20 protein-coding genes are annotated in these 26,845 nt (G+C 71.8%); 13 read left to right on the top strand and 7 right to left on the bottom strand.

Features of this window, described 5'->3' with window-relative positions; all coding sequences use genetic code 11:
• Window positions 1-34: 34 nt before the first annotated feature.
• Window positions 35-1,345: a hydroxyacid-oxoacid transhydrogenase gene (locus tag ABD269_RS21505; protein ID WP_301892139.1), complete on the bottom strand. Its 1,311-nt coding sequence runs from the start codon at window positions 1,343-1,345 to the stop codon at window positions 35-37.
• A gap of 324 nt (window positions 1,346-1,669) precedes the next feature.
• On the opposite strand from ABD269_RS21505, the gene ABD269_RS21500 reads away from it, so the two are divergent.
• The 8 genes from ABD269_RS21500 (at window position 1,670) to ABD269_RS21465 (ending at window position 9,335) form a co-directional block, all read left to right on the top strand.
• Window positions 1,670-2,740, top strand: a complete 1,071-nt coding sequence (locus ABD269_RS21500) for an AsmA family protein (protein ID WP_344120103.1) — start codon at window positions 1,670-1,672, stop codon at window positions 2,738-2,740.
• 248 nt (window positions 2,741-2,988) lie between these two features.
• On the top strand, window positions 2,989-4,074 hold the full coding sequence (locus ABD269_RS21495; RefSeq protein WP_344120101.1) for a hypothetical protein: 1,086 nt from the start codon (window positions 2,989-2,991) through the stop codon (window positions 4,072-4,074).
• A gap of 46 nt (window positions 4,075-4,120) precedes the next feature.
• Window positions 4,121-4,855 (top strand): iron-containing redox enzyme family protein, encoded by a 735-nt coding sequence (locus tag ABD269_RS21490; RefSeq protein ID WP_344120099.1) that lies wholly within the window; start codon window positions 4,121-4,123, stop codon window positions 4,853-4,855.
• A gap of 9 nt (window positions 4,856-4,864) precedes the next feature.
• Window positions 4,865-5,653: a hypothetical protein gene (locus ABD269_RS21485; protein ID WP_344120097.1), complete on the top strand. Its 789-nt coding sequence runs from the start codon at window positions 4,865-4,867 to the stop codon at window positions 5,651-5,653.
• 10 nt (window positions 5,654-5,663) lie between these two features.
• Window positions 5,664-6,770 carry a M14 family metallopeptidase gene (locus ABD269_RS21480; RefSeq protein WP_344120095.1) on the top strand — a complete coding sequence of 369 codons (1,107 nt, stop codon included), beginning with the start codon at window positions 5,664-5,666 and terminating at the stop codon, window positions 6,768-6,770.
• A gap of 157 nt (window positions 6,771-6,927) precedes the next feature.
• Complete coding sequence (locus ABD269_RS21475; RefSeq protein ID WP_116214022.1) at window positions 6,928-8,310, top strand: L-serine ammonia-lyase; 1,383 nt, start codon at window positions 6,928-6,930, stop codon at window positions 8,308-8,310.
• A gap of 108 nt (window positions 8,311-8,418) precedes the next feature.
• Window positions 8,419-8,970: a hypothetical protein gene (locus ABD269_RS21470; protein WP_344120092.1), complete on the top strand. Its 552-nt coding sequence runs from the start codon at window positions 8,419-8,421 to the stop codon at window positions 8,968-8,970.
• A gap of 56 nt (window positions 8,971-9,026) precedes the next feature.
• Complete coding sequence (locus ABD269_RS21465; protein ID WP_116215938.1) at window positions 9,027-9,335, top strand: hypothetical protein; 309 nt, start codon at window positions 9,027-9,029, stop codon at window positions 9,333-9,335.
• Window positions 9,336-9,365: 30 nt separating this feature from the next.
• Here the strand turns inward: ABD269_RS21465 and ABD269_RS21460 are convergent, their stop codons facing one another.
• From ABD269_RS21460 to ABD269_RS21440, 5 genes are all read right to left on the bottom strand, one after another.
• Window positions 9,366-9,590 carry an EF-hand domain-containing protein gene (locus tag ABD269_RS21460; protein WP_116214020.1) on the bottom strand — a complete coding sequence of 75 codons (225 nt, stop codon included), beginning with the start codon at window positions 9,588-9,590 and terminating at the stop codon, window positions 9,366-9,368.
• A gap of 38 nt (window positions 9,591-9,628) precedes the next feature.
• The gene (locus tag ABD269_RS21455; protein WP_344120088.1) at window positions 9,629-10,138 is read right to left on the bottom strand and encodes an N-acetylmuramoyl-L-alanine amidase; all 510 of its coding nucleotides are present in this window, start codon (window positions 10,136-10,138) and stop codon (window positions 9,629-9,631) included.
• Window positions 10,139-10,541: 403 nt separating this feature from the next.
• On the bottom strand, window positions 10,542-11,045 hold the full coding sequence (locus ABD269_RS21450; protein WP_301892150.1) for an ATP-binding protein: 504 nt from the start codon (window positions 11,043-11,045) through the stop codon (window positions 10,542-10,544).
• Between the two features lie 313 nt (window positions 11,046-11,358).
• Window positions 11,359-12,126 (bottom strand): enoyl-CoA hydratase/isomerase family protein, encoded by a 768-nt coding sequence (locus ABD269_RS21445; RefSeq protein ID WP_301892151.1) that lies wholly within the window; start codon window positions 12,124-12,126, stop codon window positions 11,359-11,361.
• 122 nt (window positions 12,127-12,248) lie between these two features.
• A complete protein-coding gene (locus ABD269_RS21440; protein WP_344120084.1) occupies window positions 12,249-13,457 on the bottom strand; it encodes a L,D-transpeptidase in 1,209 nt (402 codons plus the stop codon).
• A 394-nt stretch (window positions 13,458-13,851) separates the two neighbouring features.
• Here ABD269_RS21440 and glgX point away from each other — a divergent pair, with 394 nt between their 5' ends.
• From glgX to ABD269_RS21420, 4 genes are all read left to right on the top strand, one after another.
• A complete protein-coding gene (gene glgX, locus ABD269_RS21435; RefSeq protein ID WP_425572950.1) occupies window positions 13,852-16,224 on the top strand; it encodes a glycogen debranching protein GlgX in 2,373 nt (790 codons plus the stop codon).
• 155 nt (window positions 16,225-16,379) lie between these two features.
• Window positions 16,380-18,197 (top strand): ABC transporter ATP-binding protein, encoded by a 1,818-nt coding sequence (locus ABD269_RS21430; protein WP_344120082.1) that lies wholly within the window; start codon window positions 16,380-16,382, stop codon window positions 18,195-18,197.
• Window positions 18,194-20,038, top strand: coding sequence for an ABC transporter ATP-binding protein (locus tag ABD269_RS21425; protein WP_344120080.1), 1,845 nt, complete (start codon window positions 18,194-18,196; stop codon window positions 20,036-20,038). Before ABD269_RS21430 ends, ABD269_RS21425 begins: the two co-directional genes overlap by 4 nt.
• A 402-nt stretch (window positions 20,039-20,440) precedes the next feature.
• Window positions 20,441-22,723 carry a M4 family metallopeptidase gene (locus ABD269_RS21420; protein ID WP_344120078.1) on the top strand — a complete coding sequence of 761 codons (2,283 nt, stop codon included), beginning with the start codon at window positions 20,441-20,443 and terminating at the stop codon, window positions 22,721-22,723.
• 108 nt (window positions 22,724-22,831) lie between these two features.
• Here ABD269_RS21420 and glgP read toward each other — a convergent pair whose 3' ends face one another.
• Window positions 22,832-25,459 (bottom strand): alpha-glucan family phosphorylase, encoded by a 2,628-nt coding sequence (gene glgP, locus ABD269_RS21415; RefSeq protein WP_344120076.1) that lies wholly within the window; start codon window positions 25,457-25,459, stop codon window positions 22,832-22,834.
• 107 nt (window positions 25,460-25,566) lie between these two features.
• Between glgP and ABD269_RS21410 the strand changes: the two genes are divergently transcribed.
• Window positions 25,567-26,457: a helix-turn-helix domain-containing protein gene (locus tag ABD269_RS21410; RefSeq protein WP_301892163.1), complete on the top strand. Its 891-nt coding sequence runs from the start codon at window positions 25,567-25,569 to the stop codon at window positions 26,455-26,457.
• Window positions 26,458-26,845: the final 388 nt, after the last annotated feature.

Raw genomic sequence — 26,845 nt, 5'->3', positions numbered from 1 at the left:
AGGATCCTCGGTGAAGGGGTCGCGCCGGGCGGGGTCAGCCGGCCAGTGAAGCGGCCAGAATCCTCCGCAGGTCGTGGTCGGCGACGTCGCGCGGGCAGCACACCAGCAGCCGTTGCTGCTTGAGCGCGCCCTCGACGAGCGCGGGCAGGTCCTGCCGGGTGAAGCCGAACTCCGCGGGGCCGGCGGGCCCGCCGGTGTCCGCGACGAGGGCCGTCAGGGCGGCGGGCAGGGCGTCGGCGCCGTTGGCGGCGGTGACGCCGGCGAGGTTCGCGCCGAGCAGCTCGGCCGCCCTCAGGTGCCGTTCGGGCGCGGTGGGGTAGGTGAAGGCGAAGGCGGCGGCCGCGGTGGACACGACGGCGCTGCCGTGCGGCACCATCGCGTGGCCGACCTGGTATCCCGGCGGCCGGTACTCGCGGACGAGGCCCGCGATCGGGTAGGCGCAGGCGTGCGGGATGTGGGTGCCGGCGTTGCCGAAGCCGAGGCCCGCGAAGGTCGCGGCCCGGCTCATCCCGGCCCTGGCCTCCAGGTCGTGGGGGTTGAGGACGGCGCGCCGCAGATAGCGGCCGACGAGCCGGAGCGCCTCCTCGGCCCAGATGTCGCTGATGGGGTTGGCCCCGATGTACAAAGGCCGCTCCCCGGGGGTGCGATAGGCGGGCCGGCGGTCGTAGGGGCGGGCCGTGTACGACTCGCAGGCGTGGGTGAGCACGTCGTAGCCGGAGGAGGCGGTGACGGCTGCGGGCAGGGTCACGGTGTTGAGCGGATCGACCAGGGCGAGGGCCGGGCGCAGCCGGATGTCGCTGATGCCGGTCTTCACGCCGAGACCGGTCACGCCGAGGGCGACCATGGCGGTGCACTCGCTGCCGCTGCCCGCGGTCGTCGGGACCGCGATCAGGGGTTTGAGCGGCCCGGGGACGGAAACCCCGCCGCCGATCGGCTTGTTGAGGTAGTCGCGGACGGCCCGGCCGGGGTGGCTGTGCAGCAGGTTGATCATTTTGGCGGTGTCGATCGCGCTGCCGCCGCCCAGGCCGATGTATCCGTCGACGTCGAGGTGGGCGAGCTCGCGGGCCGCCTCCGCGCAGCTGGCGTCGGTGGGTTCGACGAGCGCCCGGTCGAAGACGGTCACCGCGATGCCGTCCTGCTCGATGCTCTTCGCGACGCGGGCCGGCAGTCCGAGTGCCGCGAGCGTCGGGTCGGTCACCAGGAGGACCGAGCGCACCCCGGCTCTCGAGAGTTCATAGGCGATCTCCCGGGTGGCGCCCATTCCGAACTTCAGTGGCGGCGCCTGCCAGGTGATGAGGGTCTCCCCTTCCGCGGTGCCGCCGTTCGCCCCCGTAGCCAGGTCCACTTTCGGCCCTCCTCGGCTCCCTGTGGAACACCAGGGTGTGATACTAACCACGCTTTTGCTCCGCCGCATGGGGCTGAGGACCCATGGCCGCGACAGGGACTTTGGCCCTATCCCGCCTTTCGGTCAACACTTTCGACGGGACTGCGGCGCCGGGGATCCCTGCGGGTCCGCGGGGCGTGACCGGAGCCGTGGCGGGCGGTGCGCGACCGCGAATTACTGCCACCGCCCGGGCGGGACCATCGGCCTATGGCAGCCCGACAGGCGTCTTCGACAAGGTGGTTGGCACGGCGGCGGCCGCCGAAGAGGACGCAGGACGGAGTTGCCATGAGCCCACGCGTGTCCATCGACCCGGGCAAGCTCAGCCAGTTCGGCGCGGCCACCGGAAGCACGTTCTGCCTGATCACCAACCCGGAGCTGGCCGACGCGATCGAGATCGTCGAGAACGCCTCCTACGACCGGTATCTCACCGTTCCTTTCACGGCGGGCGACCGTTTCGAGGACCTGCTGGAGAAGAGCATTCCGGAGCCGGCGCACATTCTCGTCGTCTCGCCCCACCGGTTCTTCGAATCGCCCGATCCCGAACTGGTGGGCCGGCGCAAGATCATGGGGATGGCGTGCAATTCCACGCCCACCACCCTGACGGAGATCCGGCACTTCCTGTCGGTGATGGAGCGCACCTCGGCCGCCGAACAGGCCGCGTTCTCGGACACGTTCTTCGAGATCGCGGAGGAGGCCGGCCACCTGGAGTACGTCGACCCCCGGCACGGCACCCGCGCGGTGCTGGACCACCTCCGGGAGGACCTGGTGTGGAACCAGCAGGCGGGGCCGCTGGACTGGGGCGACCAGCAGATCGTCCCGGCCGGTGAGATCAGCGTGCTGCCCATCGAGATCCGTGAGTTCCAGGAGAATCTGAAGCTGCCGCTGGAGGGCGAGATCACGCTGCGCGGCTACCCGATCCTGCACAACGGCACGCCGTCGTTCTCCCGTACCGATCAGGCCCGGGTCCACTCCCGGCTGTGGGCGCTGCGCGACAACGCCGTCAAGGCGACGGTCGAGGACGGGCGGATCACCCACCTCACCGCGCTCGACCCGGGGGCCGCCCCGGCGCTTGAGATGCTTGAGCAGATGTTCGCCGTGGACTCCCGCTACCGCATCGTGTGGGAGATCGGCCACGCCCTCAACACCGCGCTCGACATCCTCCCGGGCAACCACGCCATGAACGAGGTGTACGGCGGCACCGAGGGGTGTCTGCACTACGGGCTGGGGCTCACCCCCTTCACGCAGTACCACCTCGACGTCATCTCGCCCGACACCCGCGTCCTGAGCAGCAACGGACCCGCTCTCATCGGGCACTTGGACCACCCCACCGTGGAGCGAGTCGTCGCCGGCGGGTGACCGCCGGCGATACGTCACCCGCTCGCCGCCCGGTCCGGGGTGCGCACAACACCGGCCGCCGACAGAAGCGACAGGAGGTGACAGTCATGAGGAAGATCAAGGTTCAGAAGAACCGCAACTACCTGGGCACGCTGCTCGGCTGAGCACCGACCCGTGGCGGGGCCCGTGCCCCGTCACGGGGGCCGGAAGACCGGCCCCGGAGGAACCCCCGCCAGGGGTTCGCCGGGCATTCTCTAGGGAGTCCGCTCGTGCCACCGCTGGAAATCACCGCAAGCGACTTCGGCCAGTTCGGCGCTCCGTCCGGGACGTTCTGCCTGGTCACCGACGAACCGGGCCACAGGACGATCCACTGCCGGCCCGGGAGGTACGACCGGGTCCTGCATCTGACGCTGCCGCCCGAGGTGGACCTCGGGGAGCTCCTGGCGCAGCATGTGCCGCCGGGCGCCCATGTGCTGGTGGCCTGCCCGGGGCGGTTCCTCGCCTCCCCCGGCCCGCGGGAGCTGGGCGACCGGAGGCTGGTGGTGCTGCCGGCGGGCTCCACGCCGCTGACCGCGGGGCACGTCCGCTACCTGCTGCGGACCGCCACGCGCACCGACATCGCCCGACAGGAGGCCGTGGCCGAGGAGTTCTTCGACCGGGCGGGGACCACCGAGCGGCTGCTGATCACCGACGACGACGCCGGTACCGAGGCGGAGTTCGACCTCGACTCGCCGGACTGCGTGTGGAACCAGCAGGCCGGGGTCCTCGACGACGGCGAGCAGCAGATCTTCCCGCCGGGGAAGCTGAGCGTGACCGCCGCGGAGATCACCACCTTCTCCGCCGGCGCCCGGCTCAGTGGTCTCACCGGGGCGCTGACCCTGCGCGGGTGGCCCATCGTGCACCGGGGCGCCGACCCGGCCGACGTGCCCGTCCAGCAACGGCTGTTCGAGGCGCTCGCACCCCTGGTGAACGTGCCGGTGCGGCTGGACGTGACCGGCGGGCTGATCACCGGTGTCGCCCCCGGGCAGCCCTCGGCCGCCCCCGTCGCGCGAGCCCTGGAAGAGCTGCTGTCCGCCGAGCCGCTCTACCGCACCGTGTGGGAGCTGGGCTTCGGCATCAACACCGACACGGAGATCGTCCCGGCGAACTGCGGCCCCAACGAGGTGTACGGCGCCGGCCACGGGGTGGTGAACCTGGGGCTGGGCGTCACCCCCACCACCCGGTTCGCCCTCGCCTTCCTGATGCCGCGCAGCTCGCTGCTGACCTCGGACGGCACCGCGCTCCTGGGCGCCCGCAAGGCGGTGCGGCGCGGCCGGATGCAGCGGGTCGCCGGCGCGGGCTGCGGCTGCCATTGACGTCACCACCGGTCCGCACAGCCTCAGTTCAGAGAAGGGATCACCCATGGCGACCAAGCCGAGGCCCGAGCTGCGGGAGCGCATCGACGCGCTCCTCGACTCGTTCATCAAGGACTTCTACCAGACCGTCCCCTACGCCCAGCACCAGCGGGACGCCGCCGAGATCAACCTCGACTACTACAAGCGGCACAACATCGAGACGATCCTGCGCCTGCGCCGCAAGCGCACCATCGACGCGCTGGCCATCAAGTACTTCACCAAGGTGGACCCCGTCCAGGCCAAGGCGTGGGCGCACTACACCGACGACGAGATGCTGCACGACCGGCTGTTCGCCGCCGACCTGGCGAAGGCCGGGGTGACCAAGGAGGAGATCTACTCCACGGAGCCGCTGCTCGCCACGAAGCTCCTGACCGGCTATCTGCAGTACGGCATGGAGTTCGAGGACAGTCCGCTGGCCCTGATCACCAGCGTGTACTTCGTCGAGTACACCACCACCCGGACCCAGCCCGAGTGGCTGGACAACCTGGAGAAGGTCCTGGGCCCGGACGAGGTCAAGGGCGCCCGCGCCCACGTCAACACCGACCTCGACGACGACCACGACGACTTCGTCTGGCGGGTGCTGACCTCCCTCGCCACCACCGAGGAGGACGAGCGGGCCGTCGAGCGCCACCTGCACCACATCTTCTGGCTGTGGAAGCTCTATTTCGTGGAGCTGCACCAGCGCACGGTGCTCGGCGCGAAGGACGAGCAGATACCCCTGCCGACCGCCGCCGACGCCTGAGCCCGGGCGATGGCGAGCCGAACCCGCCGGGAGGCCGGTCCCGGCACCCCGGCGCCGGCCGGGGCCGTGGAGGTGCGGGTCCTGCCACCGGGCCGCGAGCTGGACCCCCTCACCGAGCACCGGATCGTGGACGGGCTGGTGGCCGCCATGCCCGACCTGCGGGCCCGGGAGCTGTTCACCCTGCGCCGGGACATGCTCACCGAGGCCGAGTACATCGTGCTGGGCGTCGACCGGGAGCGGGACGCGGTGGTCTCCCTGCTGACGTCCCGGTGGGCGAAGCTGCCCTCGGGCCGGACCGCGCTCCATGTGATGACGCAGTTCGTCGGCGACGCCTACCGGCACGGTCCGATCTTCGGTCACAGCTGGACCGCGCACTTCACCCGGCTGCTGGCCGACGGCGGGCCCTTCCCCGAAGTGATCGCGCTCAAGACGTACAACCCCGTGGCGTACTGCGCCATGAACGCCTTCAGCGGGCACCCGGAGGTCAGCATGTACCCGGACCCCGCCCGCCCCGCCGCCTCGGCCCTGGCCGCCGAAGTGGCCGAGGCCGTCGCGCCCGGGCACCCCTTCGACGCCGCGCACGGCGTCCTGCCCGGCATCGGGCGCCCGGTGGACCTCTACCGGCAGCGGCCGACGAGCTCGGCGAAGGCGGTCAACGCGTACTTCGCCGCGCACCTGAAACCCGGCGACCGGATGCTGTGCGTCCTGCACGCCCCGACGGCGGCCGGGCAGAACGCCGTCCTGCGGGCCCTGGGGATACCCCCGCCGCCCGGAGCCGGCCCGCACCCCTCCCCCTGAAAGGCGGCCCATGCCCAGCCCTTCCTCCTGGCCGACGGACTACGCACGGGCGCGAGCGGACTTCCTGGCCGCCGCCGAAGCGGCCGGCGCGGCCCTGCGCTCCTTCCAGCTGCCGGGCCACCGCGGCCCGGACGGCGGCCCGTTGTGCGCCGACACCGCCTACCTCGGCCCCGCCACCCCGGCGAAGCTGCTGGTCGCGGTCTCGGGCACCCATGGCATCGAGGGATTCTGCGGCTCCGCGTGCCAGACCCGGGTGCTGCTGGAGGAGGGGCAGGCGCGGGCCGGGGGCCGGGACACCGGCGTCCTGCTCCTGCACGCCCTCAACCCGTACGGCTTCGCCTACCTGCGCCGGGTGAACGAGGACAACGTCGACGTCAACCGCAACTTCGTCGACCACGACGACCCCCCGCACAACGACGCCTACGACCGGGTCCACCCCGCCCTCGTCCAGGGGGACGGTGCGGACTTCCCGGTCCGGGAGACCACCGCCCGGGCCCTCGCGCTCCGCGACCGGCTCGGCCCCGCGGTCTTCCAGGAGGCCGTCACCCGCGGCCAGTACCGCCACCCCGACGGCCTCTTCTACGGCGGGTTCGCCCCGGCCTGGTCGCACCGGACGCTGCGCCGCGTCGTCGCCGAGCACATCGCCGGTGTGCCGCACATCGCCTATGTCGATCTGCACACGGGGCTCGGCGAGCGCGCCCTCGGCGAACCGATCTTCCGCGGCGGGCGGGACGCGGGCGCCCACGACCGGGCCCGGGCCTGGTACGGGCCCGCCCTGACGGCGTCCGAGCGGGGCACCTCCTCCTCCACCCCGATCGTCGGCAACACCGCGACCGCGGTCGCCGACGGCCTGCGCGGCCACGAGGAACTCACGGCGATCACCCTGGAATTCGGCACCCTGCCGGGCCCGGAGGTGCTGCTCGCCCTCTGCGCCGACAACTGGCTCCACCTCCACCACCACCCGGCCACGGCCGTGCGGAATCCGGCCAAGGACCTGATCCGGGCGGCCTTCGCCCCCGACGACGACGCCTGGCGCCGGGCGGTGCTCCAGCGGGCCCGGGAAGTGTTCGGTCAGGCTTTCAAGGGCCTCGCCGACTCGGATTCCCAGGCGGCGTGACCCCTTCGTAACCTGAAACAGAGGGTTCACAAGGCTGTCACCTCGCTGTGGCCGCGGAGGTGCCCGAGGGACGGGTTACGCTCATGGGCAGGGACATTTTTTTCGCGCCTCCTCCAGCACCTCCGCCCCTCATGAGCAGACAAGGGAGTCCGCCACCGTGGCCATCTCCGTATTCGATCTCTTCTCGATCGGCATAGGCCCGTCCAGCTCCCACACGGTCGGCCCGATGCGCGCCGCGCTGATGTTCACGCGGCGGCTGAAGAACGAGGGGCTGCTGGCCCACACCACGTCCGTGCGGGCGGAGCTCTTCGGCTCGCTCGGTGCCACCGGGCACGGCCACGGCACCCCCAAGGCCGTGCTGCTCGGTCTTGAGGGCCACTCCCCCCGCACCGTCGACGTGGAGACGGCGGACGACGAGGTCGAGCGCATCCGCTCCTCGAAGCGGCTGCGGCTGCTCGGCGCGGAGATCGGCTCGACCCACGAGATCGACTTCGACGAGTCGACCCAGCTGATCCTGCACCGCCGCCGCTCCCTGCCGTACCACGCCAACGGCATGACTCTCTTCGCCTACGACGAGACCGGCGCGCCCCTGCTGGAGAAGACGTACTACTCCGTCGGCGGCGGCTTCGTCGTGGACGAGGACGCGGTCGGCGAGGACCGGATCGTCCTGGACGACACCGTGCTGAAGTACCCCTTCCGCACGGGTGACGAGCTGCTGCGGATGTCCCGCGAGACGGGCCTGTCGATCTCCGCCCTGATGCTGGAGAACGAGAAGGCCTGGCGCACGGAGACCGAGATCCGCGAGGGCCTCCTGGAGATCTGGCGCGTCATGCAGGCGTGCGTCTCCCGCGGCATGTCCCGCGAGGGCATCCTCCCCGGCGGCCTCAAGGTGCGCCGCCGTGCGGCCAACTCCGCCCGCCAGCTGCGCGCCGAGGGCGACCCGCAGGCCCGCGCGATGGAGTGGATCACGATCTACGCCATGGCCGTCAACGAGGAGAACGCCGCGGGCGGCCGCGTCGTGACCGCCCCCACCAACGGCGCCGCGGGCATCATCCCGGCCGTGCTGCACTACTACATGAACTTCGTGCCCGGCGCGGACGAGGACGGCATCGTCCGCTTCCTGCTCGCCGCGGGCGCGATCGGCATGCTCTTCAAGGAGAACGCCTCGATCTCCGGCGCCGAGGTCGGCTGCCAGGGCGAGGTCGGCTCGGCCTGCTCGATGGCGTCCGGCGGCCTCGCGGAGGTCCTCGGCGGCTCGCCCGAGCAGGTCGAGAACGCGGCCGAGATCGGCATGGAGCACAACCTGGGCCTGACCTGCGACCCGGTCGGCGGCCTGGTCCAGATCCCCTGCATCGAGCGCAACGGCATGGCCGCGGCCAAGGCCGTCACCGCCGCCCGCATGGCCCTGCGCGGCGACGGCCGCCACCACGTCTCCCTCGACAAGGTCATCAAGACCATGAAGGAGACCGGCGCGGACATGAAGGTGAAGTACAAGGAGACGGCCCGCGGCGGGCTCGCGGTCAACGTCATCGAGTGCTGAACCGGCGCTCCCCGCTTGGGGATCATGGCTGGAATCAGTGTGTCACTGTGTGACTTCTGTAAGTAATGTCGGCGCCCTCGTACCGTCACACCACGAGGAGCCCCAGCCATGCGCCACCATGCCCGTGCCACTGCCGCGATCCTCGGCAGCGTCGCCGCCGTCCTCGGTCTCGCGGCGCCGTCCGCCGTCGCCGCACCCGAGGCGGCACCCGCCTCGGCCGTGCGGATGCACAGCGGCGCGTACGGGGGCTGTCTTACGGCGGAGGGTTCCGGCTACCGCGACCCCCGGGGCGTGGCGCGGCCGCGGCTGGTGGCACTCCAGGCATGCGACGCGAGCGCGCCCGCCCGGCAGTCCTGGATCTACAGCCCGGCCACCCACCAGTTCTCCTCGGTGGCCGAGCCGTACCACTGCATCGACCGGCAGGGTCCGCTGCTGGTCACCGCGCCGTGCGACGCGGACGCTCCGGAACAGCGGTTCCGCACCGCGCCGGTCGCCCCGGGCGGCCTGCGCAAGGTCGTGTCCGAGGCGGACGGCCGGATCTGGGCGCAGGATTCGCACCGCGCGGGCGCGGCCCGGTCGGCGCGGGGCGAGGGGGTGCGGGAGGCGCGTGACGCGGCCTCCGTCCCCGCGGACCGCGGCTGGGCGCTGACCGCGGTCTGAGCGGGCCCGACGTCACGCGGAAGGCGTTGTCAGTGGTGGCGCGTACGCTCTCCAGCATGAGTTACGCAGACCTGCGCGAACTCCAGAGCGCGCTCAGCACCGCCTCGGACATCGCCTTCGCCCTCGACGCCGCTCCGGCGCCCCATGAGGCCGACCAGCTTCTCGACGCCCTGCGCCGGGCGTTGGCCGCGGCCGGCGCCCTGGGCGCCGGGATAGGCACGACGGCGTGCGCGGAGCACCCCAAGGGGCCCGTGGATCCGTTGTACGGCGACAAGGAGGACCCGCTGCCGCCGGGCTGGGGCCGGTGCCTGCTGTGCAACGACCGGCGGCGGCGGGCCAGTGCGCAGCGGCGGGGCTGGCGCTGACCCGCGGGCCGGGGTCCGTGCGTGGCCGGGTCAGCCGTTGAGGGAGGCCCAGAACTCCTCGAAGGACAGCACGCCGTCGCCGTTGCCGTCCTTCTTGTTGATGATGGCCTGCGCCACGGTCTCGGTGACGTTGAAGTCGCCGAGCTGAGCCATCACGCTCTTGTACTCGGCGGCGGTGATCAGACCGTCCCCGTTCGCGTCGAACCGGTCGAACGCCTTGCGTGCTTCGGCCTGGCGCGTCTCGATGTCGGCCATGTGGGCCTCCCCTTGTGTGCTGGTGTGACCGGCACACATTAGCCGCCGCTGATCACCAGGCCGATATAGCGGTCCCAGTCCCAGTGCGGGCCGGGGTCGGTATGGGTGGAACCGGGCACTTCGACGTGGCCGATGATGTGGTCGCGGGTCGTGGGGATGCCGTAGCGGGCGCAGACGGCGGCGGCGAGGCGCGCCGAGGAGCGGTACATCGCGTCGGTGAAGTATTCGGGGCGGTCGATCCAGCCCTCGTGCTCGATACCGATGCTGCGGGTGTTGTAGTCCCAGTTGCCGGCGTGCCAGGCGATGTCCTTCTCGCGGACGAACTGGCCGATATAGCCGTCCGCGGAGGCGACCATGTAGTGCGCCGAGACCTTGGCCGCGGGATTCTTGAAGATCTTCATCGCGTCGCCGAAGGTCTCCTGCGTCACATGGATCACGAGGAAGTCGATCGGATGGGCCGTGGGGCGGCTGGAGACCGTGTAGTTGGCGCTGTCGGCCGGTATCCAGTGGGTGGGGGGATAAGGGGCGGTCGCGGGGTCTTCGTCCATGGGGGCTCCCGGGTGGCGGGCACGCCGGTCGGCGGCCCGGCGGGGACATGACACTCCAGAACACTCGGGCCCGCAAGAACCGACATGGCGTCTGCATAAAAATAAAGTTACCTGTCGGTTCATTCATGGAATTCAAGGCGGGTGTTGCAACTCACCTTTGATTGGCGAGAACTCTCTCCTGAATTGCCCGAATCTGACCCGATAGCCGCTTTGGCTGGAACGCGGCTGTCTGCCATAGTCGAGGTCACGACCCCCATTGACCCGGGCCAGGTCGTTTTTATCCGGCCGCGGAACACACCCCAATTCTCCGCGGCCGCACGCAGAGGCCCCCGGCCCGTCGCACTCCGACGGATGGGGGCCTCTGCGTTTCCCGGCCTCCGCCCCTGCGGGGGGGGCGTCGCGCTCAGCGGTCGGCGACCCTCATCTCGAACCACGTCGTCTTGCCGCGCGCCAGCAGATCCACGCCCCAGCGGTCCGAGAGCTTGTCGACCAGGAAGAGGCCCCGCCCGCTCGTGTCGAGCTCGTGCACCGGCATCAGACAGGGCAGCCCGCGGGACGGGTCGCGCACCTCTATCCGCAGCCAGCCGCGGCGGCGCAGCATCCGCAGCCCGAAGTAGCGCGCCCCGGTGTGCCGGACGGCGTTGCCCACCAACTCGGAGACCAGCAGCACGGCGTGCTCCGCGAGCTGGGCGGACAGCCCCCAGTGGCGCAGCACGACGGACTGCGTCAGCCGCCGCGCGGCGACCGCCGACTCCGGGCGGGAGGGCAGCTGGACTTCACCGAGCGTGGGGTCGCCGAACAGATCGAGCGCCTTGAGCGCCAGTTCATCCTCTACGGACGGCATCCAGCGCACAGCGGCCGTGCCGGTTCGCTGCCGCGGCTGATCCGTTCCTTCCAGGCCCGCCATGCACCCCATCATGGCCGCCGTAAAGACGCCGTGGGCTGGAACGAAGGGATTCACTGGAGCGGAATCCATGCCTCCAACGGCGCTCCGCGACATATGCCATGGGCAGCCAGTCGATCAGAAAATGCCGACTGACCTGCGGTGACCTCAGGTGCACAGATGATCGCTCAGCGCATGGAACAAGGTCATTTCGAGGCGTTCGCACACCTCGGGGAATTCCCCCACAAGGGGCAACAGTCCGTCATGCCGGAGCAAGGGAGACGGGGCCGCCGAGCACTCGGCGACCCCGCGACGACCTGTCCCAACCTGCCGATTTTCAGACGAACTTGGCCTTGCCGGGCCCGTCCTCGACAAAGCTGCGCATCCCGATCTCCCGGTCCTCGGTGGCGAACAGCCCCGCGAACCAGTTGCGTTCGATGGCGAGCCCGGTGTCGATGTCGGTCTCCAGGCCGGTGTCCACCGCCTCCTTGGCGGCGCGCAGCGCGAGCGCCGGCCCGGCGGCCAGCTTCGCGGCCCACGCGTGCGCCTGCTCGTAGACCTCCGCGGCCGGCACGACCCGGTCGACGAGGCCGAGCTCCAGCGCCTCGGGGGCCTTCACCTGACGGCCGGTGAAGATGAGGTCCTTGGCCTTGGACGGGCCGACGAGCCGGGCGAGGCGCTGGGTGCCGCCCGCGCCCGGGATCAGGCCGAGCAGGATCTCCGGCTGGCCGAGCTTGGCGTTGTCCGCGGCGATGCGGAAGTCGGCGCAGAGCGCGAGCTCGCAGCCACCGCCGAGCGCGTAGCCGGTGACGGCGGCGACGACGGGCTTGGGGATGCGGGCGACGGCGGTGAAGGCGTCCTGGAGGCCGCGGGACCGGGCCACCATGGCCGCGTGGTCCATCTGCTGCATCTCCTTGATGTCCGCGCCGGCCGCGAACACCTTCTCCCCGCCCCACAGCACGACGGCCCGCACGTCCTCGCGGCGGGTCGCCTCCTCCGCGAGCTCGCGGAGCCGGTCCTGGGTGGCGATGTCGAGCGCGTTCATGGGCGGACGGTCCAGCCGGATGGTCCCGACGCCCTCGGCAGCCTCAAGATGCACAGTCATGACAGCAGGTTAGCTTCAGGGTTCCCGGGGGTCTGCCCCGGGAAGTGGCCGCACGACGAGCGGCCCGGTGCACTTGGTCACACAGTGCGCCGGGCCGCGGGGCCGTCGAGGGGGAGGGGGCGTCAGCTCCCGGCGGTCCACTCGGACCAGGACATGTTCCAGTCGCTGAATCCGTTGTCCGGCGCGATCGTCTTGTCGTTGGAGTTCTTGACCACGACGACGTCACCGACGAGGGAGTTGTTGTAGAACCACGAGGCCGGGGTGGACGGGTCGCCGCCGCCGCGCTGGTCGAACAGTCCGACGCAGCCGTGGCTGGCGTTCTCCGAGCCGAAGGTGCCCTCGCCCGACCAGTAGTTGCCGTGGATGAAGGTGCCGGACGTCGACAGGCGCATCGCGTGCGGCACGTCCGAGATGTCGTACTCGCCGCCGAAGCCGACCGTGCGGCCGTCCATGCGCGTCACTTCGTACTTCTCGCTGATGACCATCTGGCCGTTGTACGTCGAGTGGCCCGGGGCGCCTGCCGAGATCGGGATGGTCTTGAGCGGCTTGCCGTCCCGCTCGACCGTCATCTGGTGGCTGGAGGCGTCCACCGTGCTCACCTGGCTGCGGCCGACGGTGAACTTCACGGTCTTGTTCTGCGTGCCGTAGACGCCGTCACGGCCCTCGACGCCGTCGAGGTTCATCTCCAGCGTCACCTTGGTGCCCGCGGCCCAGTACTTCTCGGGGCGGAAGTCGAGGCGGTCGTTCCCGAACCAGTGGCCCTTGATGGGCACCGAGGGCTCGGCGGTCACCTTGACGGCCCGCTCGACGGCCTTGGTGTCGGTGATGCCGCGGCTGAAATTGAGCGACACGGGCATGCCGACGCCGACCGTGCTGCCGTCCTCCGGCGTGAAGTAGCCGACGAACGTGTTCTGCGGGGTGAGGGTCGTGAACGTCGCGTGCTTCGCGGACGTCCGGCCGTCCTTGTCCTTCGCCAGCGCGTCCACCGTGTACTTCGTGGAGGCGCCCAGGTGGGCGGTCGGCTCCCAGGCCGCGCCGCCGTCGGTTATCTTCCCGTCCACCGCGGCGCCCTTGGCGTCGGCGACCTTGACGGAGGTCAGGGTGCCCTCCTGCGCGGTGACCTTGAGCGCGCCGCTCGTCGCGACGTCGGTCGCACCGTCCTTGGGCGCGATCACCACCACGGCCTTCGACGGCTTGCCGTCGTCCTTCTTGGCACCGTCCTTCTTGGTGTCACCGTCACCCCCGCAGGCGGTGACCAGCAGCAACAGCGCTCCGAGCAGCAGCGCGAACAGACCCCTGCGGCCCCCGCGCCCTCTCGATATCAGCTGCATGTTCACAACGGTTGTCTCCCCTTCGCACGGCCCGCGGCCACGCGGCGCCCCCTGAGCGCGTCAGCACGCGCATGGCGATAGATAACCACATGCCTCCGACAGTGCATGGCTCGGGAATGTCACCGTTCCGCAGCAAATGAGAACGGTGGTGCGAGGCGTACGCATGAGGGGTGAGCTGTGGCCGAATCGAGGCATCTTAAACCGGCCACAGACCCGCCGTTGACCACCTGGCGGTGCGGCCCCCGTCCGAACTCCGCACACCTGTCGCATCCGATCACACGGGTGAGCGCGCGCGTGGATCTGGGCAGAACTGGGGGAAGGACAGGGCCGCCGACACCCGGCACGGGAAGCCGGGTGCCCGGCGCGCCGGCCGAGAGCCGCCGGAGGCGAAGACGTGTCGAGCGCACCCGAGCAAGGGGCGGAACGGGCGGAGCGGGGCGACCGGTTCGAGCGCGCCCCCGCCCGGCCCCGTACGGACGGCGGTGCGAGGCCGCCCGCCGTGTCCGGCGTCAACGGCCACCGGCGGCCGGAGGGCCGGGCACCCGACGGCCCGGCGGTGCGGCCGGGCAGCTCGGAGCCGCTGGGCGCGCGGTACCGCGTGGGCGCCGACGGGGTGGCGGGGACGAACTTCGCCCTGTGGGCCGGCGGGGCGGAGGCCGTCGAGCTGTGCCTGTTCGACGACGAGCCGGGCACCGGCCCCGACGGCGAGCCGCTCCGGGAGGCGGAAACCCGCCTGCCCTTGGGCGAGTTGACGCACGAGATATGGCACGGCTTCGTGCCGGGCGTGCTGCCCGGCCGGCGCTACGGCTATCGCGTGCACGGCCGCTGGGACCCCTGGACCGGCGCCCGCTGGAACCCCGCCAAGCTCCTCCTCGATCCCTACGCGCGGGCGATAGACGGGGATTTCACGCTTCCTCCCGAGGTGTACGGACACGTCCGCGACTGGCCGCAGCAGTACGTCGCCGACACCGTGCGCGACGACCGCGACTCCGCCCCGTACGTCCCCAAGGGCGTCGTCGTCGCGGACGGCGACGACTGGGCGGACGACCACAGGCCGAAGACGCCGTGGGCCGACTCGGTCATCTACGAACTGCACGTGCGCGGCTTCACCATGCGCCACCCCGGCATCCCGGAGCGGCTGCGCGGCACCTACGCGGGGCTCGCGCACCCCGCGGCCGTCGACCACCTGGTGCGCCTCGGGGTGACCGCGGTCGAGCTGCTGCCGGTGCACCACTTCGCGCACGAGGACCACCTGCTGCGGCGCGGGCTGCGCAACTACTGGGGCTACAACTCCATCGGCTACTTCGCCCCGCACGCCGCCTACGCGGCCACCGGGACGCGCGGCCGACAGGTGGGCGAGTTCAAGCGGATGGTGCGGGCCCTGCACGCGGCGGGCATCGAGGTCATCCTCGACGTCGTCTACAACCACACGGCGGAGGGCGGCGAGCTCGGGCCGACGCTCTCCCTGCGCGGCGTGGACAACCGCCGCTACTACCGCCTCCAGGACGACGCCCGCCGCTACGCCGACTACACCGGCTGCGGCAACACCCTCCACGTGGTGCAGCCGAACGTCCTCCGGCTGATCACCGACTCGCTGCGCTACTGGGTCACCGAGATGGGCGTCGACGGCTTCCGCTTCGACCTGGCGGCGGCGCTGGCCCGGGGCATGCGCTCCATCGACGAGCCCGACATGCTCTCGCCGTTCCTCGCGGTCATCGCCCAGGACCCGGTGCTGCGCCGGGTCAAGCTCATCGCCGAGCCGTGGGACGTGGGTTCGGGCGGCTACCAGGTGGGCGCCTTCCCGCCGCTGTGGACGGAGTGGAACGACCGCTACCGCGACGCCGTGCGCGACTTCTGGCGGGGCGCGCTGCCGGACGTACGGGATCTCGGCTACCGCCTGTCGGGCTCCAGCGACCTCTACGCCTGGGGCGGCCGCAGGCCCTACGCCTCCGTCAACTTCATCACCGCGCATGACGGCTTCACCCTGCGCGACCTCGTCAGTTACGAGCAGAAGCACAACGAGGCCAACGGCGAGGGCAACCGCGACGGCACCGGCGACAACCGCTCCTGGAACTGCGGCGCCGAGGGCGAGACCGACGACCCGGCGGTCCTCGCGCTGCGGCGGCGGCAGTTACGGAACCTGCTGACCACCCTGCTGCTGTCCACCGGCGTGCCCATGCTGGTGGCGGGGGACGAGATGGGCCGCACGCAGGGCGGCAACAACAACGCCTACTGCCAGGACAACGGGACCAGCTGGGTCGACTGGTCCCTCCTGGACGACCCCGGCTGGCGGGAACTCGCCGAGCTCTCCGGCCGGCTCCTCGCGCTGCGCCGCGCCCACCCCGTGCTGCGCAGCCGCTCCTTCTTCTCCGGCCGACCCCAAGGAGCGGACGGGCTGCGGGACCTCGCCTGGTTCACGGCGGACGGCACGGAGATGAGCGAGGCCGACTGGTACGCGCCGACGGCGACGCTCGGCATGTTCCTCTCCGGCCGGGACATCCCCCGGCGCGGCCCTGGGGGTGAACCTGTGGTCGACGACAGCTTCCTGACGGTGCTGCATGCGGGGGCCGGGCCGGTGCGGTTCATGCTGCCGGGTCCGCCGTGGGCTTCGGCGTATGAACTGCTCGTGAACACGGCGCTGGAGCGGCAGGCCGTGGCCCCGGGAATCCGCCGCCCCGCCGGTGCGCCTGTGGCCGTACGGCCCCGCTCGGTGCTCCTGCTGCGGGCCGTCCCGGCGGTTTCTCCCCTACCCCGCCCCTTCCCGTAACTGGGGCTCCGCCCCAGACCCCTGTCCTCAAACGCCGGACGGGCTGAATCTGCGCACCCGGGGGGGTCTGGGGGGCTTGCCCCCAGTTTCGGGAAGGGGCGGGGCTGGGGAAAAAACCGCGTGAGCGGTGTCAGTGGGCAACCGTACGCTCGCTCATGATGGTTGATACCCGAGGAACCCCGCGCTCCCCCGTCCGCTCACTGCTGCGCCTGTGGCCCTACGTCCGCCCCGTCCGCGTCCCGCTGGTCGCCGCCGCGGCCACCGCGGTCGTCGCGTCCTGCATCGGCCTCGTCATCCCCCTCGTGCTGAAGTGGATGGTCGACGGCCCGGTCGCCGGCCGCGACCCGTCGGGCGTATGGCTGGGCGGCGCCCTGCTGCTGGTCCTCGGCGCGGCGGAGGCGACGCTGTTCCTGATGCGCCGCCGGCTGATCGCCCGCCCGTTGGCGCGCGTCGAGGCGGACATGCGGGCGGACCTCTACGGCCGTCTCCAGCGGCTGCCCGTGGCCTTCCACGACCGCTGGCCCTCGGGGCAGTTGCTGTCGCGCGGCACGAGCGACCTGATGCTGCTGCGGATCTTCCTTGCGTTCCCGCTGACCTTCCTGCTGGTCAACGGGGTGACCATCGTGGTCGGCTTCGTCATCCTGCTGATGCAGCAGTGGGTGCTGGGGCTGGTGCTGCTGGCGCCGGTGGTGCCGCTGGTCGTGCTCTGCTCGCTGTTCGAGGAGCGCTATTCCCGGGCCGCGCGCACCGCGCAGGACCAGGTGGGCGATCTGACGACGGCCGTCGAGGAGAGCGTCCTCGGCATCCGCATCATCAAGGGCTTCGGCCGGCACCACCGGCAGGAGCGCTCGTTCATGGGCCTGTCCGGCCGGCTGCGGTCGACGGAGCTGCGCAAGGCGGGCCTGCTGGGGACGCTCTGGGCGCTGATCATGATTCTGCCGGAGCTGGCGATCGGGGCGGCGCTGCTGCTCGGGGTGGTGCAGGTCGCCGACGGCCAGCTCTCCGCGGGCACCCTGGTGGCGTTCCTGTCGACGGCGCTCGCGCTGCGCTGGCCGGTGGAGTCGCTGGGCTTCCTGCTCGCGGTGACCAACGAGTCGGCGACGGCCGCGGACCGCTTCTTCGAGGTGCTGGACAGCCCCGTGCCCGCGGACGGGCCCGTTCCGGACCAGCACGGGGACAGACCCGCGGCCGCCGACAAGTCCCTGCCCGACCGCGACGGACTCCGGCTGGAGGGCGTGGAGTTCCGCTATCCCGACGCCCCCGCCGACTCCCCGCCCGTGCTGCGCGGCATCGACCTGCACATCCGGCCCGGCGAGACCATGGCCCTCGTCGGCACCACCGGCAGCGGCAAGACCACCCTCACCGCGCTGATCCCCCGCCTCCACGAGGCGACCGCCGGGCGGATCACCCTCGACGGCCGGGACATCGCGACGCTCCCCCGCGAGCGGCTGCGCGAGCTCGTCTCCGTCGCCTTCGAGGACCCCACGCTCTTCTCGGCCACCGTCGCCGACAACGTGCTGATGGGTGCCGCCGGCGCCCGGGAGGCCGATCTCGTACGGGCCCTGTCCGTCGCCCAGGCGGACTTCGTGCACGCCCTGCCCGAGGGCCCCGGCACCCAGGTCGGCGAGCAGGGGCTGAGCCTCTCCGGCGGTCAGCGGCAGCGCCTCGCGCTGGCCCGCGCCGTCGTCGGGTCCCCCCGCTTCCTCATCCTCGACGACCCGCTCTCCGCGCTCGACGTCCACACCGAGGCCCTGGTGGAGGCGGCGCTGCGTGACGTGCTCGCCACCACCACCGCCCTGGTCGTCGCCCACCGCCCGTCCACCGTCCTGCTCGCCGACCGGGTAGCGCTGCTCTCCGGCGGGCGCATCACGGCGGTCGGCACCCACCACGAACTGCTGCGCGGCAGCGAGGAGTACGCGTCACTCATGTCGGGCCAGGACGACCACGCACATCAGGGAGGGCCGCGGCGATGACCACCACCGCCCCCGAGCAGCAGTCCGAGGAGACCGCGCGGACGGCCGCCGACGACCCCGTCGGCCAGGACGTCCTGCCCGCGCCCAAGGGCGCCTCCCGCACGCTGCTGCGCTCGCTCCTCGCCCCCGCCCGGGGCGCGGTCCGGCTCACCGTCCTCGTCCTGCTGCTCCAGCAGGCCGCCGTCCAGGCGGGGCCGCTGCTGGTGGCGTACGCCATCGACCGCGGTGTGCCCGCCGTGCGCCACGGCGACCACGGCCCGCTCGTCGCGGTCGGCGTCGGGTACGCGCTCTGCGCGCTGGCCTCCGGCCTCCTCCAGCTGGCCTTCGTGCGGCTGTCCGCCCGCATCGGCCAGGACATGCTCCTGGACCTGCGCGGCCGGATCTTCCGGCACGCGCAGTCGCTCAGCGTCGACTTCCACGAGCGCTACACCTCCGGCCGGCTGATCTCCCGCGCCACCACCGACGTCGAGTCGATCCGCGAGCTGCTCAACGACGGCCTCCAGGAGCTCATCGGCGTCGCCCTGTCGGTGGTGTACGTCTCGGCGACGCTGCTCTACCTCGACTGGGGCATCGGCGGCGCGGCCGTGCTGTCGATCGCCCCGCTCTATCTGTTCGTGCGCTCCTACCGGCGCCGCGCCATGGCCGTCTACGGCGAGCGGTCCACGGCGATGGCCTCCGTCATCGTGAAGTTCACCGAGACGATGAACGGGATCCGGCCGGTGCAGGCCTTCCGCCGGGAGCGCGCCAACGAGGCGCAGTTCGCCGGGCTCAACTCCCGGCACCGGCGGTCCAACACGGCCGCGATGCTGGAGATGGCCCGCTATATCTTCTGGTCCCGGCTGGTGGCCAACACCGCGCTCGCGGCGATCGTCCTGTGGGGCGCCTACCGGGTGGCCTCGGACGAGCTGGCGCTCGGCGCGCTCGCCGCCTCCGTGCTGTATCTGCGTCGGCTGTACGACCCGATCGACCGGCTCGGGATGTTCCTCAACACCTATCAGTCGGCGGCCGCGTCCCTGGAGAAGATCGCCGGTCTGCTCGCCCAGCGCCCTTCCGTCCCCGAGCCCGCCCGCCCCGGTTCGCTGCCCGAGCGGCCCGCGGACAGTCCCGGCCGCGAGGTCGTCTTCGACGGGGTCCGCTTCGCCTACCGTACGGGCGGCGAGGTGCTGCCCCGCTTCGACCTGACCCTGGCCGCCGGGCGGACGGTGGCCGTCGTCGGCTCCACCGGCGCCGGCAAGTCCACGCTCGCCAAGCTGCTCGCCCGCTTCTACGACCCGACCGAGGGCGAGGTCCGGCTCGACGGCGTGCCGCTGCGCGACCTGGCCGTGCCGGAGCTGCGCCGCGGGGTCGTCATGGTCACCCAGGAGTCCTTCCTGTTCTCCGGCACGGTCGCGGACAACATCGCCATCGGCCGCCCCGGAGCGACGCGCGAGGAGATGGAGCGGGCGGCCAAGGCCATCGGCGCGCACGACTTCATCACCGCTCTCCCGGAGGGCTACGACACGGACGTCCGCAAGCGCGGCGGCCGCATCTCCGCGGGCCAGCGCCAGCTGGTCGCGTTCGCCCGCGCGCTCCTCGCGGACCCCGCGGTCCTCATCCTCGACGAGGCGACGTCCTCGCTGGACGTCCCCGGCGAGCGGGCGGTGCAGGCGGCGATGCGGACGGTGCTGCGCGGGCGCACGGCCGTCGTCATCGCGCACCGCCTGTCGACGGTCGAGATCGCGGACCGCGTCCTGGTCATGGCCGACGGCCGCGTCGTGGAGGACGGCACTCCGTCCGAACTCATCGCCGGGACAGGCCGCTTCGCGGACCTGCACCGGGCTTGGCGGGACAGCTTGGTGTAGCGCACGGGCCGATTGCGCACCCGGGGGCGGGGGCCGCCGTCATTGGACTGCACCATTTCCGGTCGCGTGCGTGCCCCAACACCTCACCCCCGCAACGGAGTCAAAGGCTCCCCCACCCCGCATCCTTCCCGATCCGCTATGCGGACCCCGCTCGTTCGTCAACGGACGCTATCCGGCCAACTTGCCGCCGCACTCCTGACACGTACATGCCCGCAGTGGGACTCTTCCCTCCACCGACGCTCGGCTCCCCCCATGGCACCGCGTCAGGCGTCGTGTTCACCCCCTGCTCCCATCGGCTTCCCCCCTCTGACGAATCGTGTTCTGCCTCGCTCTGCCGGCGGCCGGCTCGGCCGCCCGGATGCCCGTCGGTCACCCACCGTGGCCACCGCAGAAGGAGTCAGTGTGAGACCCACCCCCCATCGGCGCGCAGTCGCCACCGGAGCGCTGGTCGCTGTCACCGCCGTGCTCGCCGTCGGCGCGCAGACCGGTGCCGCCACCGCCAAGTCCGAGCAGGCGACCGCGGGCCGCAAGGTCGTCGCCAAGGCCGACCCCGGTGCCCTGCCCGCCAAGCTCACCCCCTCGCAGCGTGCGGAGCTCATGCGCGAGGCCAACGCGACCAAGGCGCAGACCGCCAGGACGCTCGGTCTCGGCGCCAAGGAACAGCTGGTCGTCAAGGACGTCGTCAAGGACGCCAACGGCACGAGCCACACCCGCTACGAGCGCACCTACGAGGGCCTGCCGGTCCTCGGCGGGGACCTCGTGGTCGACGCGACCAAGGGCGGCGCGGTCAAGACCGTCGCCAAGGCCACCAAGGCCCGGATGGCGGTGGCCACCACCACACCCGGCCTCGCGGCCTCCGCCGCGGAGAAGGCCGCGGTGAAGGCCGCGAACGCGCAGGGCTCGAAGGCCACCAAGGCCGACCTGGCGCCGCGCAAGGTGATCTGGGCGGCGAGCGGGACGCCGGTCCTCGCGTACGAGACGGTCGTCGGCGGCCTCCAGGAGGACGGCACGCCCAACCAGCTGCACGTCATCACGGACGCGAAGACGGGCAAGAAGCTCTTCGAGTACCAGGGCATCAAGACGGGCACCGGCAACACCCAGTACAGCGGCAAGGTCACCATCGGCACCACGCAGTCCGGCAGTTCGTACACGCTCGACGACGGCACGCGCGGCGGCCACAAGACGTACAACCTGAACCACGGTTCGTCGGGCACGGGCTCGCTCTACACCAACTCCACCGACGTATGGGGCAACGGCTCCAACAGCGACCCGGCCACCGCCGGCGCCGACGCGCACTACGGTGCCCAGCTCACCTGGGACTACTACAAGAACGTCCACGGGCGCAGCGGCATCCGCGGCGACGGCCAGGGCGCGTACAGCCGGGTCCACTACGGCAACAGCTACGTCAACGCCTTCTGGGACGACAGCTGCTTCTGCATGACGTACGGCGACGGGTCAGGCAACGCCAAGCCGCTGACCGCGATCGACGTGGCCGCGCACGAGATGACGCACGGTGTCACGTCCGCCACCGCCAACCTCACCTACAGCGGGGAGTCCGGCGGGCTGAACGAGGCCACGTCCGACATCATGGCGACCGCCGTCAAGTGGTGGGCGGGCAACCCCAGCGACTCCGGCGACTACATGATCGGCAAGAAGATCGACATCAACGGCAACGGGACGCCGTTGCGCTACCTGGACAAGCCGAGCAAGGACGGCCGGTCCAAGGACGCGTGGTACTCCGGCCTCGGCGGAATCGACGTGCACTACTCGTCGGGCCCGGCCAACCACTGGTTCTACCTGGCGTCCGAGGGCAGCGGCCCGAAGGACATCAACGGCGTGCACTACGACAGCCCGACCGCCGACGGACTGCCGGTCACCGGCATCGGCCGGGACAACGCCGCGAAGATCTGGTACAAGGCGCTGAGCGAGCGCATGCAGTCCAACACCGACTACGCGGGCGCGCGGGACGCGACGCTGTGGGCCGCCGGTGAGCTGTTCGGCGTCGGCAGCGAGACGTACAACAACGCGGCCAACGCGTGGGCCGCCATCAGCGTCGGCAGCCGGGTCTCGTCCGGGGTCACCGTCACCTCTCCCGGCGACCAGACCAGCATCGTGAACACCGCGGTCCAGCTCCAGGTCAAGGCGACGAGCTCCACCGCGGGTTCGCTGGCCTACTCGGCGTCCGGGCTGCCCGCCGGCCTGTCGATCAGCTCCTCGACCGGCCTGATCTCCGGCACCCCGACCGCCACCGGCACCAGCTCGGTGACCGTCACCGCGAAGGACTCGGGCGGCAAGACGGGCACCGCGTCCTTCAAGTGGACCGTGAACACCACGGGCGGCGGCAGCGTCTTCGAGAACACCACCCCGGTGGCGATCCCCGACGCGGGTCCCGCCGTCACCTCGCCGATCGTCGTGACGCGCAGCGGCAACGGCTCGTCCGCGCTGAAGGTGGACGTGAACATCACGCACACCTACCGCGGTGACCTCCGGATCGACCTGCTGGCCCCCGACGGCAAGTCGTGGCGGCTGAAGGACTCCGACTCGTGGGACTCCGCGGCGGACGTGAAGGAGACATACACGGTGGACACGTCCGGGTCGTCGGCGACCGGCACGTGGAAACTCCAGGTGCAGGACGTGTACGCGGGTGACAGCGGCACGCTGAACAGCTGGAAACTCAGCTTCTAGCCCGGCCCATTGAACAGACGTCGCCCGGGGTGAGGATTCGCTCCCCCGGGCGACGTCTCATGTGCCGGGTCCGGGACGGAGCCCCGGTCCCGGCCCGCGGAGGCCGCGCTACCTCAGCAGCACCCCCGCCCCCTCGCCCGCCGACTCCGGCGGCAGCGTCACCAGCCCCAGCTCCGCCCCGCTGGCCAGCAGCCGGTGCGCCGGCAGGATGCGGACCGTGTAGCCGAAGGGCCCCGTGCGGTCGAGGGTCAGCGGGCCCTCGTAGAGGCGGCGGCCGTCGAGCCCCGGCGCCCCCGTCGGCTTCAGCGTGAACGTCGACGTACGGCTCAGATGGTCCGCGGGGTCGACGCGTCCGGCGACCGCCTGGACCTCGACGTCGGCGGGTTCCAGCGCGCCGAGCGTGACGCTGACCCGCAGGGACACCGTGGCGCCCAGTTCGGCCGTGCCGTTGAGCGCGGTGTCCGCGACCGCCTCCACGTGGTCGACGGCGACGCCCGGCCAGCCGTCCCGCACCCGCCGCTTCCAGGCGGCCAGTTCCCGGGCGGTGTCCGGGTCGAGCGCGCGCTGGGCATCGGCGGCGGGGCCGTACAGCCGCTCCACGTACTCCCGGACCATGCGCCCGGCGAGGACCTTCGGGCCGAGGGTGGTGAGCGTGCGGCGGACCATCTCGATCCAGCGGCCGGGCAGCCCGCCCGCGCCCTGGTCGTAGAAGCGCGGCGCGACCCGCTCCTCCAGGAGGCGGTAGAGGGCGGTGGCCTCCAGGTCGTCGCGGCGGTCCTCGTCGGTGGCGGTGCCGTCGGCGGTGGGGATGGCCCAGCCGAAGTCGGGTTCGTACCACTCGTCCCACCAGCCGTCCAGGACGGACAGGTTGAGACAGCCGTTGAGCGCGGCCTTCATGCCGGAGGTGCCGCAGGCCTCCAGGGGCCGCAGCGGGTTGTTGAGCCAGACGTCGCAGCCGGGGTAGAGCTTCTGGGCCATCGCCATGCCGTAGTCCGGGAGGAAGACGATGCGGTGGCGCACGCGCGGGTCGTCGGCGAACCGCACCAGCTCCTGGACGAGGCGCTTGCCGCTGTCGTCGGCCGGGTGGGCCTTGCCCGCGACGACGATCTGAATCGGCCGCTCGGGGTGGAGGAGCAGCTCCATCAGCCGGTCGCGGTCGCGGAGCATGAGGGTGAGGCGCTTGTACGAGGGGACGCGGCGGGCGAAGCCGATGGTGAGGACGTCGGGGTCGAGGACGCCGTCGATCCAGCCGAGCTCGGCGGTGCCCGCGCCGCGCTCGCGCCAGGCGGCGCGCAGCCGCTCGCGCACCTCGTCGACGAGCTGTTCGCGCAGGGTGCGGCGCAGTTCCCAGATGTCGGCGTCGGCGATGTCGGCGACGGCGTCCCAGCGCTGCGAGCCGCCGACGGTGAGGGCGTCCTCGGCGCGGCCGGCGCCGATCTGCCGGGCGCCGAGCCGCAGCACCTCGGGGGCGACCCAGGTGGGGGCGTGGACGCCGTTGGTGACGGAGGTGATGGGCACCTCCTCGGCGTCGAAGCCGGGCCACAGGCCGGCGAACATCTGGCGGCTGACCTGGCCGTGGAGGGTGGAGACGCCGTTGGCGCGCTGGGCGAGGCGCAGGCCCATGACCGCCATGTTGAAGAGGTTGGGCTCGCCGCCGGGGTAGCTCTCCAGGCCGAGTTCGAGGACGCGTTCGACGTCGATGCCGGGGAGTTCCCCGGCGGGTCCGAAGTGGCGGGCGACGAGCTCGCGGTCGAAGCGGTCGATGCCGGCGGGTACGGGCGTGTGGGTGGTGAAGACGGCCCCGGCGCGCACGCTCTCCAGAGCGGAGTCGAAGTCGGCGCCCTTCTCGGTGAGTTCGCGGATGCGCTCAAGGCCCAGGAATCCGGCGTGGCCCTCGTTGGTGTGGAAGACCTCGGGTTCGGCGTGGCCGGTGAGCCGGCAGTACGCACGCACCGCGCGCACCCCGCCGATGCCCAGGAGCATCTCCTGGAGCAGCCGGTGCTCGCCCCCGCCGCCGTAGAGCCGGTCGGTGACGTCGCGCTCGCGGGGGGCGTTCTCCTCGACGTCGGAGTCGAGGAGGAGCAGCGGGACGCGGCCGACGCGGGCCTGCCAGACGTAGGCGAGCAGGGAGCGGCCGCCGGGGAGGGCGAGGGAGACGCGGCTGGGGGTGCCGTCGGGTTCGCGGAGCATCCGCAGCGGGAGCTCGTTGGGGTCGAGCAGGGGGTAGTGCTCCTGCTGCCAGCCCTCGCGGGAGAGGGACTGGCGGAAGTACCCGTGGCGGTAGAGCAGTCCGACGCCGATGAGGGGGACGCCGAGGTCGCTGGCGGACTTGAGGTGGTCGCCGGCGAGGATGCCGAGGCCGCCGCTGTACTGCGGGAGGGCGGCGGTGATGCCGAACTCCGGGGAGAAGTAGGCGACGGCGGCGGGCAGGCCCTCGGGCTGCTCCTGGTACCAGCGGCGGCCGGTGAGATAGTCGTGCAGATCGTCGGAGGCGGCGGCGAGCCTGCGGCGGAAGCGGCGGTCCTCGGCGAGGGCGGCCAGCCGGGCGGCGGAGACGGTGCCCAGCAGCCGCAGGGGGTCCCCGGCGGCGGCCCGCCAGCCGTCGGGGTCGACGGACTGGAAGAGCTCGCGGGTCTCGGGGTGCCAGGACCAGCGCAGATTGCGCGCCAGCTCGCTGAGCGGTCGTAGGGGCTCCGGAAGGACGGGGCGCACACTGAATCGACGAATGGCCTTCACTGTCACGACGTTAGCGCCGTGCCGGTCCCGATTCCGGGTTGTTGGGGGCACTGCCTGTCCCTGTCAGGGGCAGGCAGTACGTGCGCCCCGTGTTGTTGACTGGGCACATGGATATACCTGCGGAATTGGGGGACTTCCTCCGTACGCGCCGTGCCCGGCTGCAGCCGGAGGATGTGGGTCTGGTGGCGTACGGGGCGCGGCGCCGGGTGCCGGGGCTGCGCCGCGAGGAGCTGGCGCAGCTGGCCGGGGTGAGCGTCGCGTACTACACGCGGCTGGAGCAGGGGCAGTCGGGCAACGCGTCGGACGGGGTGCTCGACGCGCTCGCGCGGGCGCTGCGGCTGACTCCGGACGAGCACGCCCACCTGCGCAATCTCGCCCGGCCTGGGCGCGCGGTCCGGCGGCCCGCGGGCCGGGCGCCGAGCGTGGGTGCCGGGGTGCGGCAGCTGGTGGCGGCGATGGCGGTGCCCGCGCTGGTGCTCGACGCGCGCTACGACGTGCTGGCGTGGAACGCGCAGGCGCACGCGCTGATGGCGGGGCACCTGGACGCGGACGGCCCGGACCGGCCGGACGAGCGGCCCAACACCCAGCGGCTGCTGTTCCTCGATCCGCACGCCCGGGAGCTGTATCCGTGCTGGGAGGAGGAGGCGCGGCGCGCGGTGTCGTCGCTGCGGCTGGCGGCGGGCGAGTACCCGCGGGACCGCAGGCTGGCGGAGCTGATCGGTGAACTGTCGATGGGCAGCGCGGAGTTCTCGGCGCTGTGGGCGCGGCACCCGGTGCGGTCGTGCACGTCGGGGGTGAAGGAGTTCCACCATCCGCTGGTGGGGCGGATGAGTCTGTCGTTCGAGATGATGCGCCTGCCGGACACGGGCGGCCAGGGGCTGCTGGCCCTGACCGCGGAACCGGGCTCAGCGTCGGAGGCGGCCCTGAAGCTGCTGACGGCCGAGGGCGCGCTCGGGCCGTACGCACCCGCGCCCAGCACCCCGCAGCTCACCGACTGATGCAAGCGCACGAGCGTCGGCTACGCCACGCGTACAGCGGGCGCTCCGGAGGCCGAATGACACTACGGCTTCCGTTGTCGTCGCGGGCGCCCCGCTACCCCTTTCGGCGGCCGCCTATCCACTTTCGGCGCATTGCACACGATCGGCCCAACGGGGAGACTTCATACGGGTGACGGAGTGCCGGACGTCCTCCCCACGCGGCGCCACGGGAACTACGCACCGGTAGCTCCCGCGGGACGGGCATGCTCGCCAGGTGCCGATGGGAAAGCTCAAACGGTACGCAGCGAAATCACCCTCTCCGCCGTTCCGTCCATGGCTCCGCCTCTTCCGCATTTCTTCCGCATCCACCCGGGTGAACGCGGGCAGGAGCAGTCATGCCCGCGTCCGG

Origin of the sequence: Streptomyces blastmyceticus, from assembly GCF_039521185.1 — a bacterium.
In the GTDB taxonomy this organism is placed as follows: domain Bacteria; phylum Actinomycetota; class Actinomycetes; order Streptomycetales; family Streptomycetaceae; genus Streptomyces; species Streptomyces blastmyceticus.
This window is presented reverse-complemented; position numbering and strand designations above follow the sequence as displayed.

Coding starts and splice junctions, on each gene's coding strand:
- ABD269_RS21500 (WP_344120103.1), top strand. CDS start 1,670: ATGAGCCCACGCGTGTCCATCGACCCGGGCAAGCTCAGCCAGTTCGGC.
- ABD269_RS21490 (WP_344120099.1), top strand. CDS start 4,121: ATGGCGACCAAGCCGAGGCCCGAGCTGCGGGAGCGCATCGACGCGCTC.
- ABD269_RS21485 (WP_344120097.1), top strand. CDS start 4,865: ATGGCGAGCCGAACCCGCCGGGAGGCCGGTCCCGGCACCCCGGCGCCG.
- ABD269_RS21480 (WP_344120095.1), top strand. CDS start 5,664: ATGCCCAGCCCTTCCTCCTGGCCGACGGACTACGCACGGGCGCGAGCG.
- ABD269_RS21470 (WP_344120092.1), top strand. CDS start 8,419: ATGCGCCACCATGCCCGTGCCACTGCCGCGATCCTCGGCAGCGTCGCC.
- ABD269_RS21465 (WP_116215938.1), top strand. CDS start 9,027: ATGAGTTACGCAGACCTGCGCGAACTCCAGAGCGCGCTCAGCACCGCC.
- ABD269_RS21460 (WP_116214020.1), bottom strand. CDS start 9,590: ATGGCCGACATCGAGACGCGCCAGGCCGAAGCACGCAAGGCGTTCGAC.
- ABD269_RS21455 (WP_344120088.1), bottom strand. CDS start 10,138: ATGGACGAAGACCCCGCGACCGCCCCTTATCCCCCCACCCACTGGATA.
- ABD269_RS21450 (WP_301892150.1), bottom strand. CDS start 11,045: ATGGCGGGCCTGGAAGGAACGGATCAGCCGCGGCAGCGAACCGGCACG.
- ABD269_RS21445 (WP_301892151.1), bottom strand. CDS start 12,126: ATGACTGTGCATCTTGAGGCTGCCGAGGGCGTCGGGACCATCCGGCTG.
- ABD269_RS21440 (WP_344120084.1), bottom strand. CDS start 13,457: ATGCAGCTGATATCGAGAGGGCGCGGGGGCCGCAGGGGTCTGTTCGCG.
- ABD269_RS21430 (WP_344120082.1), top strand. CDS start 16,380: ATGATGGTTGATACCCGAGGAACCCCGCGCTCCCCCGTCCGCTCACTG.
- ABD269_RS21425 (WP_344120080.1), top strand. CDS start 18,194: ATGACCACCACCGCCCCCGAGCAGCAGTCCGAGGAGACCGCGCGGACG.
- ABD269_RS21410 (WP_301892163.1), top strand. CDS start 25,567: ATGGATATACCTGCGGAATTGGGGGACTTCCTCCGTACGCGCCGTGCC.